Origin of the sequence: Streptomyces sp. NPDC051909 (assembly GCF_040681095.1) — a bacterium.
Lineage (GTDB): Bacteria > Actinomycetota > Actinomycetes > Streptomycetales > Streptomycetaceae > Streptomyces.
Genome location: NZ_JBFAYA010000002.1, coordinates 402885 through 422845 on the forward strand (window position 1 = coordinate 402885; position 19961 = coordinate 422845).

The window sequence follows — 19961 nt, forward strand, 5'->3', positions numbered from 1 at the left end:
GCTGTCACTGCCGGACAGGGCCCCTGCGGCGTCACCGGCTGTACGGCGCCAGGCGCTCATTTCCGGCGACCACGAAGGAATCGACGAGCATCTGCCAGCTGTCCAGCTCGTCGATTTCCTCAGCCGTTCTGCGGATCTCCTTGAGCCAGTCGTCCGAAAGCCGGGACCACTTGACCGTGACACGCCCCTCTTGGATGCACAAGTCGGACACCCAGGACACGCCACGAGTCGCTTGCGTTTCCTTCGGCAGCTTCCGAAGGATGCGGATGAGCGCATCGAGGGGCATGGCCTCTCCGTGAGCGGCTGGCAGCCAGTCGTCAATCGACTCAACGAAGTCCTCAGCGCGCACCCAGTCGATGGGCTCGCCGGCGACCTCGTTGTACATGCCTTGTGTCCACGAAAGCGGGCTCGGCAGCAGAGCGGCGGCGGCCCAGTCCCCCCAGTGGTGGTCGCGGTAGGGGCTCGGGGTGTCACTCAGGTAGCCGAGGGCGTGGCGCAGCAGCGACGGCCAGACGCCTCGGGCAGCTTCGGCCAAGCGTTCGTTCTCTGCGCCTGCCGCGGCGAGGCCGTGAAGGAAATGCGACATCAGCTGTGCATCTACGCGAAGAACATCGAGGTGATCGAGCAGCGGCCCCGCGTCGCGGTTCTTCGCGAACCCTCCGAGCAGAGCCCGTGCGGCAACAAGGCTGTGCATGCCGCGGTCGTCCGCGGACCAGCCCTCCTTCTCCTGCGTGACCATGGCCCGTCGCTCGACGTCGAGAAACGCGGCGAGGAGCGTCACCGCGTCGTCGGTGCAACAGTGCTCTGCCGACGAGGCTGCGCCGAGCCCGCGAACGGCCGCGTCGAGAACCGCGATGTCCACCGAGTCGCCCGGCAGTTCCTGGAGGCGCTGAACAACGTCGCCGGTGATCCGGGCCTTCGACCGACTCTGGCCGTCCTGGTCCCAGGGACCGATTTCTGCGCCACGAGCGGTCTCGAGCATCCAGTTCAAGGCGGTCCGGTGGATGCAGGGGTCGAAGTGGCACGGAGAGCCCCAGACGACATCGCATCCACGCGCCAGGTACAGCCGAGTCTCCAAGGACGCCTTGTCTGCCATCGCAAGGCCGACCTGGGCAACATCTTCGGCCGAGCCGCCGGCCGCTTCCAGCGGTGCGGCCAGTGCGGGTGTAAGGAACGCCGGCAGGGCTTGAGCCACAGCTCGGTCGGCACTGAGGTCGAAGTACTGGTCCTCATGGACCTGGTTCTCGGCGTCTTGGAACAATGACGCGATGCCGAGGACGAACTCGGCCGCGAACTGCGCTTCGCAGCCCAGCGCCTCCAGATCGCCGGCGGCGGCTCGTTCGACCGCTGCTCGGACGACGTGGGCAACAGCGTCCACAGGCCGGTTCGGCATCAGGTCTTCATCGACTTCGATCAAGGCACGTCCTGCCGCCAGGTCCGCGGCGATCTCTTCCGACGAGGGCGGACCGTACTCCGCGTCGTGCTTGGCCGAGCCCCAGTACCGATTCTGCAGGCGCAGGCTGGTCTGCACGACCTCCTGGTGAGCCTCGTGCGCTTCCTGCGCTGCTTGCAGCTCAATCGGTGGTTCGACCTCGATGTAAACCTCATCCCCATGCTGTTTAACCCGATATTGCTCCGAGTCCAGGCTTGCGGCCCAGTTCTTCGTACGCTCCTCGCTGATTCCCAGTCGGTCGCCGTTCTCGACGAGCTTGTCGGCGACCTTCTTCAAAGCCTGGTTACGCTCCTGTCCGCCGTTCACCATCAGCCACATGGCTACTTCACGCGGTGTCCACTGGCGGCGTTCAAGGTTTGCGAGCCCTTCGGTTGCCGCACGCAGCCCTACGTACTCACTCGTCCTGCGGCCGAACTCCAGCTCCCATACGGCAGGTTCGGCGAGGAAAAGGTCGAGCTCGGTGCCGACTTTCTCAATGTGACGCACCAGCAGGCCGAATAGCATCCCCGGAATGGCCAGGTTCTCACAGCCGTTCAAAAGTGCCTCGACAACCAATCTCGGTGACGCACCCTGGCTCAACCACGTGTCGGCAAGACGCTCCATCGCCTGGAGTGCGCTCATGGCCGAGTAGGGGCCAACTGACGTTCCCCGGTACCAGCTCCACACATGACTGTCGCCGACATACAGGCGGGCGGTGCCGTCAAGGTTCAGGACCGCACCGCGTTTTTCTCCTTCTCCGCTTTCCGTGTCGGCGTCTACGCTTTCGTTGCCGGCGTGGATGGACCCAGCGAATGCATCAGGCGGGCTAAGCCTCGACAGCCTCGCTACGCGTGCCCGTGCACCGCTATTAAGAATGTCGTTCAGCACCCGCACCGATGTCGGCAATGGAGCTGTCTGGAACAGCTGCCAGAATCCACCGAAGTAGTACTGGAAGAACGGTGGTCCGAATCCTATCCATCGGCCCTGATGCCTCCGGACACCCTCATCTCGGTGCCACCTCGGCTCGTCGTCGATGTAGTAGGCCGCCATCAACGCCGCCAGTAGCTCTGGGTTCTTCTGCGCCAAGGCTCGGGCGCTCAGCGGCGAGTCCGCGGCCGGAGCCAGGGACGCTGGCGCGTCGTCCGCGATAGCCCGAAGACACTCTTCGGCGGCATCATCGATGTCCGGACCGAGCAGGGCCAGCGTTTCAACGAACTCTTCCTTCTCCAGATGGTGATCCAGCCGGCGTCGGCGTCGCCGACGCTGCGCCATCCCACCGGACAGTGCCTCTCCGTCGGTTTTACGGGGAGAGAACGAGTTCCAGTAGGCAAGGAGACGGTCCCGAAGCCTGATTCTTAGTTCGTTGCCAGCCGGAACGTCCGCCAGGGACAGGGATTGAAGCCAGTCCGCGAGCAGTTCAAACGACTCCTTCGACACGTTCCACGGCTCTTTGTCATCGAGGATGATCTGCACAACGGGCTTCGCAACCAGGCGGTCGACCAGCCCATTGACCTTATGCCGCTGCTGAGCGACTCGAACTACCTCGCCGAGTACCAAACCGACCGACTGGTCCGTGCACGCTGACTTCAGGCATTTGTACCCGAATGGTGTCTCCAGTACCGCCTCCACCGGAACGTCGGCCCACCGGGGACCGCGTGCTGCCGCGAACATCTGGAATTGCGAGCTCAGTTCGATGAATTTTCGGACAGGCCGAGCGTCCGGTGCTTTCAGTAGCCCCTCGCACGCAAGAATGGCGGCCGACAGCGCCCACCGAGGCGCTCCTGCCGCCTGCAGCAAATCGGTGGGGCTTGTACCACGGACGAGAAGGATGGCGGTCGCGTACCGCCGAACTTCGTCATGTGCAAATTCCGGCTGATTCCGATATCGGCTCGGTGGTGCGAGCAAATGATCCCGACGCAGCGCGTCGACCGCTGCAGCATCGACGCTTGCGCGAGGTCGACGGTCCTCGGGCAGCTTCATGGTCTCTGCGGCTACTGCGAGCAGCGTCTGTTCACGTGCCTCCGCCGAGCCGACGCCGGGCCGCCCATCGCCGCGAACAATCCGGCTCCACACCAGATCAAGACATTCCCACTCACCCAGTGAACTTTCCGGCTCCGCCCCGGTCCGAGCCAGAAGGTCGAGCACAACGGGCCTTCTCAGCAGCGAGTTCGCAGGCAGGTCCCGCAGGACCTTACGCAAGAGCGGGAAGTGGTCCGAGACGACAGAGATGTCCTCATCGTCCAACGGCCGCATCTCGAAGGACGAAATGGACTTCGCGAACCCCGGCTCCACCTGTTCTCGCACGAAACCCATTGCCACGTCAGAGGTCACCACGACGATGCCCACACCCGCCGCAGCCGCTGCCGACACCAGGTCACTCAACAGGCCGGAAGATCGCTCCAGGGCAGCATCAGCCGCATCGATGACCAGGACCCGAGACGGTGCCGATGTCTCCGCGAGCACATCCTCCAGCGACATCCCGAGCGCAGCCCGCAACTCCAAGCTCGACTGCGGCAAGCCCCGGAAGTTCACCACCACCCCCTGGAACCCAACGGGGTCTGCGGCTTCCAACTCTTCGACGGCCGACAGCGTCAGCGCGCTCTTGCCGATGCCCGACTCGCCGGACACCAGCAGAGCCGAAACACGAGCACCTGCCTCGCGCAGGGCCCCGGTGAGTTGCTCGCGGCGGTCGTCGAACGAGATCTCGACCGGTCCTCCAGATGTCTCATCACCGATCGTGGTCCGCACACGGGCAACAGCCAGCTTGCGTTGTTCGGCGAGCACCGACCACGCGTGCCGGCTTCGCGTCGCGGCCGAGTCCAGGAACACGTGAATGTCACGGCGAAGCACCTTGACGTCCACCACGGCGCCCGTCGCGTCGTAGCGGGTTGCCTCGACCTCGAGCCGGTTCCGGACCCCCACTCCGTCGGTGGCAGCTGAGGCCACGCCGTCCAGCGACGTTGCGACTGCCGCGCGGTCACCTTCGTCCGGACTTTGGACAGCAAAACCGAGGATGTGCAGCCGGCCGAGCAGCCGCCATGCCAGCCGCAGGATCTCTTTCGGTACTGTGCCGTCTTCGACGACCTTCTCGACCATCTTCAGAAAATGCCTCTGCCGCTCACGCACCGGCTTCGACCAGCGGCCGTCGACGGCCATGGACGCTTGGAACGACTCCTGGTCGGCATGAGCCCGCGCGATATCGCAGAGCGTTGCTAGGTGGTCCCACTGATTGGACCGGCCGGCGGTTGCGACAGCGACCTGGTGAGTGTCTGTGTCGAACCTTTCGACTTCGGAAAGCAGCGACCCGACGAGCTTCACCGTCTCGTCATGGCTCGGGACGAAATCCGGCGTCGCGCGGCATGCCACGGCGAGGGTGACCTCGCCCGACTCATCGCCGCACTCCACAAGAAGGTCATCCACCGGATGCGCCGGACCAGTTTGGAATGAGACCCTCCGAACCGGCAGCTCAGACGTCTCCGCCCGTCGTGCGCTGGTCAACATGCCGGCGAGATAGACGGCCGCGACGCGGTGCGCGAACGAAACGCCGCCCCCGCCGGTGGCGTAGGTGCTCGATCCTCGTTCCGTGCCACCGGTTACGGCAGTGGCACCCCCAGCGGTCGCATCCTGGGGAGCAGCGGCGGATCCAGATGCCATCTCGCCTTCGGACCGAGCAGCAGCATCCGGTGCAACGGACTCGTTCATGGGTTCCTCGGTGGCATCGTGCGATATGTGGCCGCACTGCTCACCGTAGCGGTGCGTCGAGAACCGTGAAGGGATATCGCATCAGTCTCTGCCCAGTCCGCACACAGTCCGCAGGACACCCGATCAAGACCGTCGCACCCCATCGCCACCCAACAGCAAAAGGCCAGGTCAGCGACCTGCGGCCACCATCGCCGCAGGTCACCGACCCGGCCCATTACTAGGAGACGAAGAAGGCCTGACCTTCCTCGCGAGAAGCCAGAGGCCGCACCCGGTCCGCAGGCCGCCGAGCAACGGCGTCCATGGCGGGCCGGGTGCGGTCGTTCTCGCCCGGCCGTCAGGTGGGCGTGGGTCCGCAGCGTGATGACGGCGGACGCGTGCCCGAGGACGAGCTGCACCTGCTTGACGCTCGCGCCGCCCCGCGCCGCCGGCGATGAGCGCGGAGGCGTAGAAGTGCCGCAGGTCGTGGGTCACCATGTGCGGCAGCTCGACAGGCTTGCGGTCCTCGCGCTCGGCCGTCTCACTCTCCTCCGCCTGGAGGGCCCTCCGGGTGCAGTTCGACGTCATCGCCGACGAGCTTGGTGACCTGCCTTGCCCACATGGATGCGTGGTGAGCCAAAGCGAGCCCCTCCACCCAGCCCTCGATGGTCGTGTGGAGGGGCTTCGGGACACAACCTCCTGGCATGTGCGGCCGTACCACTCACTACGCTGGCAGGCGTGTACACGCCGTCGCCCCCACGACTGACTCTGGACGCCGCCCGTGCCCTTCAGGGCACGCTCCGAACCGAGATCGGACCGGGGCTCACCGAGCAGGAACTCGACGCGGTCGAGACACGGTTCGGCTTCACGTTCGCGGCGGACCACCGCGTCTTCCTCTCCGCCGGGCTCCCGCACGGCTCGTCGCGGTGGCCCGACTGGCGCGACGGCGACCCCGAGGACCTGGCCGAGCAGCTGGCGTGGCCGGTGGAGGGCGTGCTCTTCGACGTGGAGCACAACGGGTTCTGGCATCCCGGCTGGCCGTCGAGGCCGGCCGGGACATCCGAGGCACTGGGCGTCGCGAGGGCCGAGCTGGAGAGCGTGCCGCAGCTGGTTCCGGTCTACGGACACCGCTACCTGCCCGGCACGGCGGGCGAGCACGGCCACCCCGTCCTGTCCGTCTGGCAGACCGACATCGTCCTGTACGGGAACGACCTCGCCGACTACATTCACCACGAGTTCGCCGGCCACGCCTCGAGCTTCCTCGCCCACTCGACGGTCGACTTCTGGTCGTACTTCGTCGAGGGCGGTCCAGGCATCGACGTCTCTCTGCCCACGCCGTTCACGCCGTACGCCAGGAGCGCGCAGGAGGCCGTCGACTGCATCAGAATGCTGGCCCTGGAACGCCTGATCGGCCGCCGGCACCACCCAGAGCAGCTCATCGAAGCCGGCCTCACGGCCCTGCTTCTCGACGTCGAGACGGACTCCCTCCCCCTCCTCGCGGGCCTGGCACGCGCCGAGCGCGAGCAGGCCGACGTACTGTTCGACCAGGTGCTTGACGAACTGGGCCTGTTCCAGGACCTCCCGGCCGACACCACCGACCTCCCGTGGGAAGCGGCGCGCTGGGAACTCGTCCGCTGGTGGCTCCGGCTCATCGTGAACGGCAGCCTGGACCCCGGCGCCGGCGGTGACCTGATCACGTACGAAGGGTGGGGCGCCCTGGCCCGGCCGCAAACGCTCAGGCCCCTGGTCGACAAGACCGAGGCATACAACGACTGGGCAGCGATCCGACGCGGCGACCGGGAACCTCTGGCGGAAGAGATCACCGAGGAGGCAGGACGCCTGCTCGCCGGGCCCTGGCCGCCACTGGGCTGACCTCACCGAGTCAAGTCGCTCTGCTGTCGACCACGGCAAGCGGACTCACCAACGAGGCAACCGACACCGCCCCGGATCTCCTTCCAGGCACGGGCCGGCACCGCACGATGCCGTTCCCCCGCCGCCGGACTACGCCGCGTACGCGTACCTGGACCTGGCCACCCTCTACCGCAACCTGGTCAAGGAACTCGCCCTGACCAGCCCGAACGACACCCTGCACGTCATGGTCAAGGGCGGCGACTGGGTCTTCGGCTCCCACCTTGTCGACAAAGGCCCTCCAGGCCGTGGACCTCACCCGCGCCCAGCAGCTCGCCAACATCCGCACCATCTACGGCCCCGAGAAGGAAGCCCTCGGCGCCCTCGCCATCGAGATCAAGCGCATGGCCTGACCGATTCCCGCTCTTACAAGATCGGACACTCGGGGCCATCCTCGACCGGAACGGCAACGCTCATCGAAGCCGCCCCCCCCGGCGGCACCACCCAGGAGGGGGTGCGGTGACCAGTTCAGTTCGCTGGACGGATCGTCTGTCCACCGGTACGGAATCGACTCAGGACGACGTGGTGCGCTGGTACCAGAGCACGCGCGAAGGCAAGGCGTATGTGCCCACGATGATCTGGGGCACTCTCCAGACCGAGGCATACGCGAGCGTGATCCTCAGCCAGGTCGTCGACTTCCTCGGCATCCCGAACGACGTGCCGGCAGGCGTCGCCAAGCGCATGCAACGGCAGCAGGTGCTGTACGACGGCGAGCACCACTACGACGTCGTCCTCGGGGAGCAGGCGCTCTACACGAACATCGGCGGACCCGAAATCATGCGGGAACAGATCGAGCGCCTCCTGCGAGAGCTCGGCCTGGCCTCTCTCACACTCGGGATCCTTCCCTCCACCGCACGGGTGGACCTGTTCCCCGTCCACGCGTTCGACATCTACGGCGACGGCGACCGGGCCCACGTCGAACTCGTCTCCTCCTCCGTGGACATCACGGAACAGAGCGAACTCGACCTCTACGACAAAGCCTTCACCGCGCTGAGCAGTGCGGCATCGTACGGCGACGCCGCCGAGGAGCTTCTGAAGAAGGCCCACGCCTTCTGGGCCGACACCCCACTCCGGCAGTAGGCCGTTCGTCACTCCAGCGGTGGAGCGCCGCACAGCAGTCCGAAGCGCCCTCAAGCCGGCGCTCGAATCCATGACCCTGCGGGTCGCCGCCGTCATCGTCCACGACAAGGCGACCAACCGCGTCTTCGATCGTCCACGACAAGGCGACCAACCGCGTCTTCGACGGCTGGAGCCAGTGACCTGAGTCGGCGTTCCTGCCGGTCGGCAGGCTCGGCCCGGCCCTGCGGGATGGGACTTCGGTGCCGTCAGCCGCCCCCGCTGGAGCTAGTGGGAACCCTCCAAGCCCCACTGGACATCGTTGTGCCGGTCAAGATCACCGTGCTCATGAGCACGGCCGCAGACTTGCAGAACGGGGCGGCCGCGGGCTGCCGCGTCCTTGTCCGTGACGACCCCTGGGACACCACACCGTGAGCGAACGCGTCATTGCGCCCAAGAGCCGGGGCTTCCTGTTCCTCGACTCCCATCCTGGCGGCTGCCGACAGCTGGTGGACGAGATGTGGGAAGCCGTCCCCGCCCCGGTCACCGCCGGGGGCGAAGGGCCGGTGGCCCTGGTCATCGGCTCGTCCGCCGGGTATGGCCTGGCCGCCACGATCGCGGGCCTGGCCCGTGTCGGGATCCGTGGCATCGGCGTGTGCTTCGAGAAGGCGCCCGCGCGGCGCACCGGCACGGCCGGCTGGTATCGCACCGCCGCCACCGCCCGGCTCGCCCGACAGCACGGTCGGGACATGGTCTTCCTCAATGGCGACGCGTTCAGCGACACGGTGAAGGAGCAGGTCGCCGACCTCCTCGCGGAGCGCTTCGGGGGACGGCTCGACTACCTGATCTACTCGGTGGCCGCGCCTCGCCGAACCGACCCGGACACCGGCGACGTGTACGCCTCGGTCCTCAAGCCGATCGGCTCGCCGTACACCACCAAGACGCTCGTCTTCGACGAGCACGGTGGCCCGGAGGTGAAGGAGGTCACCACCGCGCCGGCCGAAGGCGACGACATCGAGCAGACCGTGGCGGTGATGGGCGGCACGGACTGGGAGCGGTGGATCACGTTCCTGGCCGACCGGTCCCTGCTCGCCGACGGCTTCACCACCGCCGCCCTCTCCTACATCGGCTCGCCGCTCACCGCGGCGATCTACCGGCAGGGCACCATCGGCGCCGCGAAGTCCCATCTGGAAGCCACCGCACGCACGTTGGACGAGCGCCTCGCCAAGACGCTGGGTGGCCGGGCCGTGACATCGGTCAACGCCGCCGCCGTCACCCAGTCCTCCACCGCCATCCCCGGCATCGCCCTGTACCTCGGGCTGCTGCGAGGCGTCCTCGGGGATGCCATGGTGGCCCCGATCGGCCAACTGGTGGAGCTGTGGGACCAGCTGACCGGTGTCCGCCCGCTCGACCTCGACGACGAGGGCCGGGTTCGCCTCGACAGCTGGGAACTCGACCCCGCCGTGCAGAACGCCGTCGCCGAACGCTGGAGCACCGCCACCAGCGGCTCCATCACCGCACTCGCTGACCTTGACTGGTTCAGCGACGAAGTCCGCCGCCTCTACGGCTTCTCCGTCCCCGGCGTCGACTACACCGCCGCTGTCGAGACCGACGTCTCCTGGCCCGCTCTCACCATCTGACCCGCTCCAGGAGTGGCCCCACCACCGCTACGACACCGGGGCACTGCCGCTGCAGTCCGCACCCGGTCCGCAGGCCGCCGAGCAACGGCGTCCAGGGCGGGCCGGGTGCGGTCGTTCTCGCCCGGCCGTCAGGTGGGCGTGGATCCCCGGATGAGGACGTGCAACGCATCTTCCGGAGCCGGGAGGAGGTGCACGCGTACTACGAGCAGTGGATCCGGCGGTCCAAGCCGGCGGCCGCCCCCGGCCCCCGCCCTCCCGTCGTTCATGGCCTACTCGATGCCGGTCCGCGTCGTCAACGGCCAGTGGGTGTGGAGCCGCGGCGGTGGCGACCCCGGCGTCGGCGCCCACTGGACCACCTACCGATGCGGGCCGTCATGGGCCGGCGCTGACGAGCGGCCACCGGCGGCAGCCCGAGGTGTGGGCCGGGTCGAACGAAGGGGGCGGCGAACCCGAGCGCCGCGGCTCTGAAGTCGACGGCAAGGATTCGGCAAGGCTCCTGCAAGGACACGAACACACGTCCGGGGAAGGGTCCGTCGCGTGACGCGGAAACGCCGCGAACCGGAGACGGGGGCTTCGATGAACGTGACGGACAGGAATCCGGCGCAGTGGGTGACGCTGGCCGGGTGCCGGAAGGTGCTCGTCGTCGTGCACACCGAGGTGTACGGCCGCAGGCTGCTCGACGTACTGCCGCTCTTGGCATCCGACCTGCGGGTCCAGGTCGCGTTCACTGTCGCGCCGCACGCCTTCAACGGTGGCACGCGCAGGGCGCTGCACGGGGTGGGCGAGGTCGTGCTGCCCTGGGAGGAGGCCGTGCGCACCGAGTTCGACCTCGCGCTCGCGGCCGGCTCCCAGGGCACGGAGCGACTGCGTGCTCCCCTCGTACGGCTGCCCCACGGCGCGGGGCACATCAAGTTGTCGCGGGTCGCGGACGCACGGGCCGCGGGTGAGCCCAGGGCGGTCGGCGGGATGGGACGCTCCTATCTGATGTGGGGCGACCGGGTCGTCCCCGCCGCGTACGCGGTCGCCCACGACGAGGACCTGGCGTTGCTGCGGGTGTCGTGCCCGGAGGCCGTGCCGATCACGGAGGTGGTCGGGGACGGGGTGCACGACCGGATCGCGGCGAGCATGCCGCTGCGGGAGCGCTACCGGCTCGCCCTGGGGCTGCGGCAGGGGGAACGGCTGGTCCTGGTCTCCTCCACCTGGGGGCTCGGCTCGTCGTTCAACCGGCTGGACGCCCTGCTGCCGCGCCTCCTCACGGAGCTGCCGGGCCGCGGGTACCGGATCGCCGTGCTCGTCCACCCCAATGTCTGGTCCGGCCACGGTGACTGGCAGGTCCGGTCCTGGCTGGCGGCACTGCGCCGCCGGGGCGTCGTACTCGTCTCGCCGGGGACCGACTGGCGGCCGCTGCTCGTCGCCGCGGACTGGGTGCTCGGCGACCATGGCTCGGTGACGCTGTACGCGACGATGACACGCGCGGCGATCCTGCTCGCACGGTTTCCCGAGGAGGACGTCAATCCCGACTCGCCGGGGGCCGAACTGGCCCGGACGGCGCCCGCGCTGTCCGTCGCGCACCCGCTGGCGGAGCAGCTGGCGTACGCGGCCGAGGCGTATCCCACCGAGGCGTACGCCCGGATCGCCGCCCGGATCTCGTCCGAGCCGGGCCGGTTCGACGCGAACATGCGTCGGCTGCTGTACCGGATCCTCCGGCTCGGGGAGCCCGCCTACCAGCCGGTGACCGCTCCCCTGCCGGATCCGCGCCCGCTGGAGACCGAGGGCGCGGCGCACGGTCGGCCCGAGGACTGGTCGGAGGTGTCCGCGTGACCACCTGGGCCCCGCCCGCGCCGGAGGACCTCCTCTGCGTGGACCTCGACGGCGGTTCGGGTGAGACCTGGCGGGAGTGCGCGGACCTGCTGCGCACGCGGTACCCGCGCCCGCACTCCGCCGCGGTGCTGCTCGCCCGGGACCTGCTGTCACGCTATCCGGGCTGCCTGGTGACCGTCGTGCGGCGGTGCGAGGGCGGATGCGCGGTCGGCCTGCGGTTGCGCGGGCCGGACCGGATCGCCGTCCTGGTGCTCACCGCCGGGCGTCCAGTTCCGCGAGCCGCGCCCGTAAGCGGGTCGAGTCCCTGTCGCTGACCGGTTCGTAGAGCGCCAGGGATCGGGCATACCGGTTCCTGGCCTCGTCCGCCTCCCCGCGCAGGGCCGCGACGTCGCCGAGCATCTCCAGGACCCGTCCCTGCCAGTGGACCGACCCCGCGGCCGCGAACTCGTCGAGGGCCTGCCAGAGCAGGGTCTCGCCGTCCTGCCCTGTGGTGTGGCGGGTTCCCGCGCGGACGAGGGCGAGGCCGAGGAAGGCCAGGGCGCGGGCCGCGTCGTAGGGGTCGGGCACGGCGACGAGCTCCTCCCTGGCCCGAGCGAGTGGAGCGAGGGCGCGCCGGGGCCGGCCGGCCGCCAGCTCGACGTCACCGAGGCAGATCCGGGTCATCGCGGCGCCACGGTGGTACCCGATGGCCTCGCGGAGCGCCAGGGCCGCGGTGAGGTGTTCGGTGGCCCGGTCGAGCCGGCCCGCCAGCAGATGCGACTGGCCGAGGCCGTGCAGTGCCTGGGCCTCGGCCTTGCGGTCGCCGTCCGTGCGCGCGCCCCGGGCCGCCTCGGTGAACCAGTCGACGGCCTCGTCGCACAGTCCGGCGTTGCGCAGGCCGACACCGCCCGAGGTCAGCATCCGGCTCAGTCCCTGCCGGTCGCCGGCCCGCAGGGCGGCGGTGCGCCCGATCCGGTGCGCCTCCACCCACAGCTCGTACGGGCGCAGGCGCAGGAAGAGCGGCCACATGGCGTCGGCGAGTTGCCACGCGGTGGCGTGCCAGCCCTCGTCGGCGGCGGTACGCAGCGCGGCCATGAGGTGTTCACGCTCGGCGTCCAGCCAGCCGAGTGCCGCGGTCGGCGCGTCGAACGGCGGCTGGTGCGGCGCGGGGTGCGCGTAGTCGCGTCTCAGGGTGCGGTGGCTCGGGGTGAGCAGGGCTTCCGCGGCGGTGGCGGTGGCGAGGTAGTGGTCGACGACTCTGCGGACGGTCTCCCGCCGTTCCTCCAGGTTTTCGGTGTCGGCTGCGAGCTGGCCGGCGTGGACGCGAACGAGGTCGTGGAAGCGGTAGCGCCCGAGGCCGGTGGCGGCGTCGGTCCCGAGATCCTCCAGCAGGTTGACCTCGGCGAGCTCGTCGAGCAGCCGGTCGCCCTCCTCCGGGCCGACGGCGCAGGCCGCCGCGGCGACCGGGCCGTTGAGGACGGTGACCGGTGGGAGCCCGAGTCTGCGATAGCCGCGGGCCAGCTCGGGTGAGAGCTGCCGGTACGAGGCGTCCAGGGCGACCCGGACGGCGTGTTCGCCGCCCAGGTCGAGGGCGTCGAGGCGGGCGGCACCGGCTCCGCCGAGCGCTCCGGCCATGGCGGCGAGGGACTGCTGCGGCCGTGCGGCAAGCCGGGCGGCGGCGACACAGACGGCGAGGGGCAGCCCGGCGCAGAGGGCCGCGACCTCGGCCGCCGCCTCCGGTTCCCGATGCACCCGGTCTGCCCCGATCCGGCGGGCGAGGAGGTCCACGGCGTCGTGCGGGGACAGCAGACCGAGCTGGCGGAAGACGGCACCGTCGATGCCCAGGGCCGTCAGGCGCCGCCGGCTGGTGACCGCGACGAGGCTGCCCGGCGCGCTGGGGAGCAGGGGGCGGACCTGGGCGGCGCTGAGCGCGTTGTCGAGCATCAGCGCGAGTCGCAGTCCGGCGGTGTGGGAGCGCCAGAGTGCCGCGGACTCGGCGGGTTCCATGGGGACTTCGGTCACACCGAGGGCCCGGAGGAAGCGGCCGAGGATGTCGCTGGGTGCCGCGGGTCCGGCGCCCGCGTCGGGGAGGTGGCCGCGGAGGTCCGCGTAGAGCTGTCCGTCGGGGAAGCGGTCGGCCAGGCCGTGCAGCCAGCGGGTCACGAGGGCCGACTTGCCGACGCCCGGCGGTCCGTTGACCACCACGAGCAGCGGACGCGCGGCCAGTTGGGGCAGCAGCGCGTCGAGGGAGCCGAGCGTGTCCGTCCGCCCCGTGAAGTGCTCGGGTAAGGGGAGGAGCTGGCGTGGCGCGTGCGGGGCGCCGAGCGGTGCCGGGCCGCCTCGCGCGGCCTCGGACGGGACGTGGATGTGTACGTCCCCCCGGATGTCCCCGGCCTGCACGACGGAGCCGTGGACCGTGGTCGCTCCGCCGACGTGGTTGCCCACGCGGTCCGTCGGACCGTCGGTCACCGCCGCGGCCCATCGGCTCAGGACCAGCGAGAGGCGGTGATCGGCGGCCGCGGCCTCGACGAGGTCGCGGACCAGGTCCGCGCCGCTGTGCGGCGGGAGGCCCTGCTCGCCACGCAACAGCGCGGCGACGGCGGGGGTGCCCCGGAACTCCCGCAGCACGTCGACGAGTACGCGCCACATCGCGGGTCGTGCCGCTCCCGCGGTCAGGGCGGTGCTGAGCTGTACGGCCGCCACGGGTTCCATGTCCACCGTCTCCCCCCGTATGTCCACCGGCGCCTATGACTCTGGCCTTCCTGGTCGGCAAGAGCCTTACGCTCAATGCCCCGACGAGACGGATTCTTTCGATCATCAGATCGTTTTAGTCATGCAATTTGATCGAGAGACGCCATCTTTTGACCTAGTTGGCATCGTGTCATCCTTTGGCCTCTACACGCGAGTGCGCGTGCGAGCGGGAGACGACCGGCGATCGGGGGCGCTGGATGGACTTCGGAATACGCGTACTGGGGCCTGTCGAATTCGTGACGGCCGGACGTCGATCCTCGACGGGAACACCCAAGGAACGCCTGATGATCGCGGCCCTCGCCCTGAGCGCGGGCCGGCCGGTGTCCCTCGACACCCTGGCGCAGCGCGTGTGGGACGACACTCCGCCCGCCAAGCCGCGCGCCAGCCTGCACGCCTACGCGGCACGGATCCGACAGCGCCTGCGGGCTGCCGGAGAAGTGGCGCGGCTGATCCAGGAGGCCAACGCGTACACCTTCGACATCGACGCCGACCTGGTGGACTGGCACCGCTTCCTGCGCCTCGTCGACGAGGCCCGGACCCGATGCGACGGCGGCGACCCCACAACCGCCCTGGAGCGGCTGACCGAGGCGGACGCGCTGTGGCGCGGCGAACCGCTCGCCGGCCTCGCCGGGCTGTGGGCGGAGGGCACCCGGGCCCACCTCAAGGAGAAGCGGCTCGCCGCCACCCTGACCCGGACCGGCATCCAGCTGCGTCTCGGGCACCACGCCGAACTGGTCCCCGACCTGGCCGCACTGCTCGACGAACACCCCACGGACGAGACCATCGCCGCCCAGTTGATGACCGCGGCCTACGGGTGCGGGCGACAGGCGGACGCGCTGCGCACCTACGAGACGGTGCGCCGCAGACTCTCCGAGGAACTCGGCGCCGACCCCGGCGAGGCACTCACCAGACTTCACCACCTCGTCCTGGACCGCGCCCCGGTCCCGGACCTGCTGCCCCGCTCCGAACCCTCCCCGTCCGCTCCGCACACCCTCCCGAGCCACGGCGTCCTCGTCGGCAGGACCAGAGAACTCGGACTCCTGGTGGACGCCCACGCGGCGGACGAGCCCCGCGGCCGGCGCGTCATCGCCCTCCAGACGATCGCCGGGATGCCGGGCGTGGGCAAGTCCCTGCTCGCCGTGCACGCGGCGCGCCACCTCGCCGACCGCTACCCCGACGGACAGGTGCTGCTCGATCTGCGCGCACACGCCCCCGGCCGCCAGGCGCTGAGCCCGCAGGCCGCCCTCTTCACGCTCCTTCGCGTCTTCGGAGTCGCGGCGCCGGCCATCCCCTCCGACCCCGACGAGCGGACCGCTCTCTGGCGCACCCTGCTCAGCACCCGCCGTGCCGTGATCGTCCTGGACGACGCGGTGGACGCCGAGCAACTGCGTCCCCTGCTCCCCGGCAGCACCCGGTCTCTCGTCATCGTCACCAGCCGACGCCGCATCACCGGACTGCCCGGTGTCCGGGCCCTCTTCCTCGACGTGCTGCCGGCCGTCGACGCGACGGCGCTGTTCCGCCTTCTCGTCGGCGAGGAGCGCGTCCAGGACCCGGACGACGCGGCCAGGATCGTCCGGCTCTGCGGTCACCTGCCCCTGGCGGTCGAGCTCGCCGCCGGGCGGCTGGCTTCCCGGCCGTCGTGGACGACCACGCACCTGATCGAGAAATTGCGCAGAACTCCGGGGCGGCTCGCGGAGATCCGGGACGGATTCACGGAGATCGCCCGCGTTTTCGAGATGTCCTATCACGCCCTCAACGAAGATCACCAAGATGCATTCCGGATGCTGAGCCTGCACTTCGGCCCGACGTTCGGACCGCACGCGGCGGCCGCCCTCACCGGGCTTTCCCTCGCCGACACGGAGCGGACGCTCGACTCGCTTCTGGACGATCATCTGCTCTCCGAACCCATGCCCGAACGCTTCCATTTCCACGACCTCGTGGGGGAATTCGCGCGGATGCTGGCGGCGATGGAGGACACCCCCGCCGAACGATCCGACGCACGGCACCGGCTGGCCCGGTTCTACATCCAGGCAAGCGCCCGGGCCGCTCGCATGATCCACCCCCGGCGCTTCCGGTACGAAGCCGCGGATCACCCGGCGCACACACCACCGGCGTACGAACTCCCCGACTGGCACGACGCGCAGGAGGCGCGGGGCTGGCTGGCTCAGGAACGCCTGGGCCTGGTCGCCGCCGAGCACCACGCCCGCACCCGCGGTCGCCCTCACGAGGCCGCCCTCCTCGCCGGCGCCCTGGCAGGATTCCTGGAGGAGGACGGCCACTGGGGCGAGGCGCAGCGCATGCACGGCCCGGCCGCCCGCCACTGGAGCGAGGTGGGAGACGTACGGGGCGAGATCTCCGCCCTCGTCGACCTGGGCGCCGCCCAGTCCCGCGCGAGCCGCTACGACCGAGCCCTGTCGAGCGTCCACCGCGCCCTCGACCTGGCCCGCGCCCTCGGCGACCCCGAGACCGAGGCGGAGGTCCGGCACCTTCTCGGCGTCCTCCACTGGCACCTCGGCAGCCACGACACCGCCCTCTCGCTCCAGAAATCGACGCTCGAACTGCGCCGGCACACAGGAGATGTCTGGCAAATGTCCAGGTGCCGGAACAACATCGGGATCACCTATCTCTTCCTCCAGGAATTCGAGGAGTCCAGGAGACACTTTCTCGCCGCCCTCCAGGGATTCCGGTCCTGTGGCGACGAAAGAGAAGTCGCATGCGTCCTCAACAACCTCTCCGACCTTTATGTGCATACCGGCGATCTGGCCACCGCACGACAGACAGCCATCGAATCCCTGACCCTGATGGAACGATTCGGAAACGAGACGGAGCGTGCGGCGGCCCGGGTCAATCTGGCGAACACGATGACTCCTGAGAAGGATGGCGCGGAAATGCTGCGGCTCTACCGCGACGCCCTGGCGACCTTCCGCGGCGTGGGCGACCTGCGCAACACGGCCGAGGCGCTGCACCGGATCGGCGACGCGCTGCGCGGCCTGGGCCGTGACGACGAGGCGACAGCGCACTACAAGGGCGCGTTGGAGGCGGCTCGCAGCATCGGGGCGGCACACGAGGAGGCACGGGCGGCGCGGGCGCTCCGCGCCACGGGCACGCCCGTCAAGAATACCTGATCGGCATATGCCAAATCATTTTCGAGGAACAAGAACCTAGCAGAACGAAGGCGAATATCCGGCCGATTTTGAAGCTTTCGACGGGCGTGCTCTCATTGCCCTCAGGTCGCCGCTCGGGCGACCCGAACGACCCGTGAGAGAGCACGATGAACACCATGAAGCATCGAATCCTTCGCCACCTCGCCGCCACCCTCACCGCCGGCCTCATATGCATTCCACTGGTGGCCGCCGCGTGGGGCTCCACGCCCAGCACCACCCTCGCCGTTTCCGCCGTCAGCCCGCGCTGACAAACCCTGGGCCCGGAATTCCGGGCCCATTCACATGCACGGCCCCGCCGTCCCGCCCGCGTGGAGCCAGCGGCGGTACGGGGCCGCACGGAGGGCCGCCTCGCGGTAGGCGGCGGTGAGGTCGGCGTACGGGCGGTCCAGGGGGACGCCGGGGGCGGCGAAGAGGAGGAGGCGGACCGCGAGGGGGTCGCCGCGGAGGGGGCGGACGGCCATGTCCTCGCGCGGGCGGGAGGTGGGCTGGCAGGGGGCGACGGCCTCGCCGAGGGCGACCAGGGAGGCTGCGGTGTGGTAGTCGGCGTGCAGCAGCGGCGGGTCGAGGCCGGCCGCGCCGAGGACCCGGCGCAGACCGTCCCACTCGCCGTCGACGGCCGGGTCGACCGTCCAGCGGTCGTGGGCGAGGTCGGTGAGGTCGACGACCTCGTGGGCGGCCGCCGGGTGGTCGCTCGCCATGGAGACGAACTGCGGCTCGCGTTCGACCAGGACCCGCCCGGTCAGGCCGTCCGGGACGCGCAGCGGGCAGCCCTCCACCTCGTGGACGAAGGCCAGGTCGAGCCGGCCCGCGGCGACCGTGCGCAGCAGGGTGTGGGCCGAGACGTCGACCCGGAGCGCGATGTCGGTGCCGGCCGCGCCCTGCCGGAGCCGGCTCAGCCAGCCGGGCAGTGCGCGGCTGGCGGTGGAACCGACGCGGAGGACCGGGCCGTCGGCGGCCCGGGCGGCGGCCGCGCGGGTCTCGGTGACCAGGGCGGTCATGCCGTCGACCAGCGGGCGGGCCCGGCTGAGGACGGAGCGGCCCAGCGGGGTGGGCAGACAGCCGGTGCGGCCGCGGGTGAAGAGTTCGGCGCCGAGGGCGTTCTCGATGCGGCGCAGCTGGGTGGTCAGGGAGGGCTGGCTGACGCCGAGCCGGCGGGCCGCCTTGTGCAGGCTGCCGGTGTCCGCGATGGCGCAGAGCGCCCGCAGGTGCCTCACCTCCAGCTCCATGGTCCGAGGTTAGGGCGGCTCCGGGGCACGCACCAGACCACCCCGCACGCCCCCCGTACACCCGCGTGCGAATACGTCAACTCCCCCGTGATAGCGCGGCGTTATCGGCGGATGGCATCATTCCCCGTCCGCACCCCGCTGCCCCACACTCTCCTCTAACCCCACAGGAGGAGCCCCCCATGCGACACCCGAAGGTCCTCACGTCCTTACTCACCGCCGCCCTCGGTGCCGGTCTCACCCTCTCGCTCGGCGCCGCCCCGGCCTCCGCCGCACCCACCCCCACCGCCGACCGCGCCGGATACGCGAGCTACGCGGGTTCGGCCGAGGAGGCCCGGGCCAACCAGGCGTTCTTCGACGCCGTCGTGAAGTCGGTGGCGAAGAAGCGGGCCGCCACGCCTGGTGCCACCGCCGTCACCGTGGTCTACAGCGCCGCCAACGCACCCAGTTTCCGTACCCAGATATCCCGTTCGGCGCAGATCTGGAACAGCTCGGTCAGCAACGTCCGCCTCGTCGAGGGATCCAACGCCGACTTCGCGTACTACGAGGGGAACGACTCCCGCGGTTCGTACGCGAGCACGGACGGGCACGGCGGCGGCTACATCTTCCTCGACTACCGGCAGAACCAGCAGTACAACTCCACCCGCGTCACCGCCCACGAGACCGGGCACGTGCTCGGCCTCCCCGACCACTACAGCGGCCCGTGCGGCGAGCTGATGTCCGGCGGCGGGCCCGGCACGTCCTGCCAGAACGCGTACCCGAACTCCCGGGAACGCTCCCGCGTGGACCAGTTGTGGCAGTACGGACTCGCCACCGCCGTCAAGGCCGGCTGATCCCCCAGGGGCGGGGCGCCCACCGGCCGGCGCCCTGCCCCCCCCTGCCGCCTCAGGCCGCCTGGAGCAGCCCCCGGCCGAACTCGGTGCCGGGCGGCAGCTGCCGGCGCACCCGGCCGAGCGCCTCCTCGAAGTCCCCGCCGGCGATGCCGGACTCGTAGGCGGCGCCCCCGTAGTGCAGCGTGAGGCTGAGGTCGGCGCGCTCGCCGAGGGTCAACAGGCAGCTGAGCGTGGCCTGCTGGGTGACGCCGTCCGCGACGACGGGGAGCGGCAGGTCCCACTCCAGGACGCACCCGGTGAGGGCCTGCCCGCCCTCGCCCGCGGCGCTGAGCGCGGCGAAGCTCGCGCCCGTGTACTCGATACCCCTGATCCGGGTGGCCACATGGTCCCCGGCGGCCGTGATGACGATCGCTTCCGCACCGCGGCGGTCCCGGTACCAGCCGGTCCAGACTTCTGTCGACTCCGATGACATGCGC

12 protein-coding genes and 3 pseudogenes are annotated in these 19961 nt (G+C 70.0%); 10 read left to right on the plus strand and 5 right to left on the minus strand.

Annotation, left to right across the window (positions count from 1 at the left end):
* Positions 1-31: 31 nt before the first annotated feature.
* Entirely contained in the window at positions 32-5134 is a 5103-nt protein-coding gene (locus AB0M18_RS04795; protein WP_365755355.1) for a hypothetical protein, read from the minus strand.
* A 198-nt stretch (positions 5135-5332) separates the two neighbouring features.
* A pseudogene (locus AB0M18_RS04800) lies at positions 5333-5689 on the minus strand (hypothetical protein); the annotation flags it as partial.
* Positions 5690-5848: 159 nt separating this feature from the next.
* On the opposite strand from AB0M18_RS04800, the gene AB0M18_RS04805 reads away from it, so the two are divergent.
* The 7 genes and pseudogenes from AB0M18_RS04805 to AB0M18_RS04835 all read left to right on the plus strand — a co-directional run bounded on the left by AB0M18_RS04805 (position 5849) and on the right by AB0M18_RS04835 (position 11849).
* Positions 5849-6982 (plus strand): hypothetical protein, encoded by a 1134-nt coding sequence (locus AB0M18_RS04805; RefSeq protein WP_365755356.1) that lies wholly within the window; start codon positions 5849-5851, stop codon positions 6980-6982.
* 293 nt (positions 6983-7275) lie between these two features.
* Positions 7276-7371, plus strand: a pseudogene (locus tag AB0M18_RS04810) (RNA-binding protein); the annotation flags it as partial.
* Between the two features lie 106 nt (positions 7372-7477).
* Positions 7478-8098, plus strand: coding sequence for a DUF5753 domain-containing protein (locus tag AB0M18_RS04815; protein ID WP_365755357.1), 621 nt, complete (start codon positions 7478-7480; stop codon positions 8096-8098).
* A gap of 19 nt (positions 8099-8117) precedes the next feature.
* Positions 8118-8222: pseudogene (locus tag AB0M18_RS04820) on the plus strand (DNA mismatch repair protein MutT); the annotation flags it as partial.
* A gap of 283 nt (positions 8223-8505) precedes the next feature.
* Positions 8506-9714 (plus strand): enoyl-[acyl-carrier-protein] reductase FabV, encoded by a 1209-nt coding sequence (gene fabV, locus AB0M18_RS04825; protein ID WP_365755358.1) that lies wholly within the window; start codon positions 8506-8508, stop codon positions 9712-9714.
* A 576-nt stretch (positions 9715-10290) separates the two neighbouring features.
* On the plus strand, positions 10291-11535 hold the full coding sequence (locus AB0M18_RS04830; protein WP_365755359.1) for a hypothetical protein: 1245 nt from the start codon (positions 10291-10293) through the stop codon (positions 11533-11535).
* Positions 11532-11849 carry a hypothetical protein gene (locus AB0M18_RS04835; RefSeq protein ID WP_365755360.1) on the plus strand — a complete coding sequence of 106 codons (318 nt, stop codon included), beginning with the start codon at positions 11532-11534 and terminating at the stop codon, positions 11847-11849. Before AB0M18_RS04830 ends, AB0M18_RS04835 begins: the two co-directional genes overlap by 4 nt.
* Here AB0M18_RS04835 and AB0M18_RS04840 read toward each other — a convergent pair.
* Positions 11788-14226, minus strand: a complete 2439-nt coding sequence (locus AB0M18_RS04840; RefSeq protein WP_365755361.1) for a tetratricopeptide repeat protein — start codon at positions 14224-14226, stop codon at positions 11788-11790. The genes AB0M18_RS04835 and AB0M18_RS04840 overlap by 62 nt on opposite strands.
* Positions 14227-14462: 236 nt before the next feature.
* On the opposite strand from AB0M18_RS04840, the gene AB0M18_RS04845 reads away from it, so the two are divergent.
* Together AB0M18_RS04845 and AB0M18_RS04850 are read left to right on the plus strand one after the other, a co-directional pair.
* Positions 14463-17390 (plus strand): BTAD domain-containing putative transcriptional regulator, encoded by a 2928-nt coding sequence (locus tag AB0M18_RS04845; protein WP_365755362.1) that lies wholly within the window; start codon positions 14463-14465, stop codon positions 17388-17390.
* 155 nt (positions 17391-17545) lie between these two features.
* Entirely contained in the window at positions 17546-17677 is a 132-nt protein-coding gene (locus tag AB0M18_RS04850; protein ID WP_365755364.1) for a hypothetical protein, read from the plus strand.
* 30 nt (positions 17678-17707) lie between these two features.
* Here the strand turns inward: AB0M18_RS04850 and AB0M18_RS04855 are convergent, their stop codons facing one another.
* Entirely contained in the window at positions 17708-18655 is a 948-nt protein-coding gene (locus AB0M18_RS04855) for a LysR family transcriptional regulator (RefSeq protein WP_365755365.1), read from the minus strand.
* Between the two features lie 179 nt (positions 18656-18834).
* Here AB0M18_RS04855 and snpA point away from each other — a divergent pair, with 179 nt between their 5' ends.
* Positions 18835-19485 carry a snapalysin gene (gene snpA, locus AB0M18_RS04860; RefSeq protein WP_365755366.1) on the plus strand — a complete coding sequence of 217 codons (651 nt, stop codon included), beginning with the start codon at positions 18835-18837 and terminating at the stop codon, positions 19483-19485.
* A gap of 52 nt (positions 19486-19537) precedes the next feature.
* On the opposite strand, the gene AB0M18_RS04865 is transcribed toward snpA, so the two are convergent.
* The gene (locus tag AB0M18_RS04865; protein WP_365755367.1) at positions 19538-19957 is read right to left on the minus strand and encodes a DUF6304 family protein; all 420 of its coding nucleotides are present in this window, start codon (positions 19955-19957) and stop codon (positions 19538-19540) included.
* Between the last annotated feature and the right edge of the window lie 4 nt (positions 19958-19961).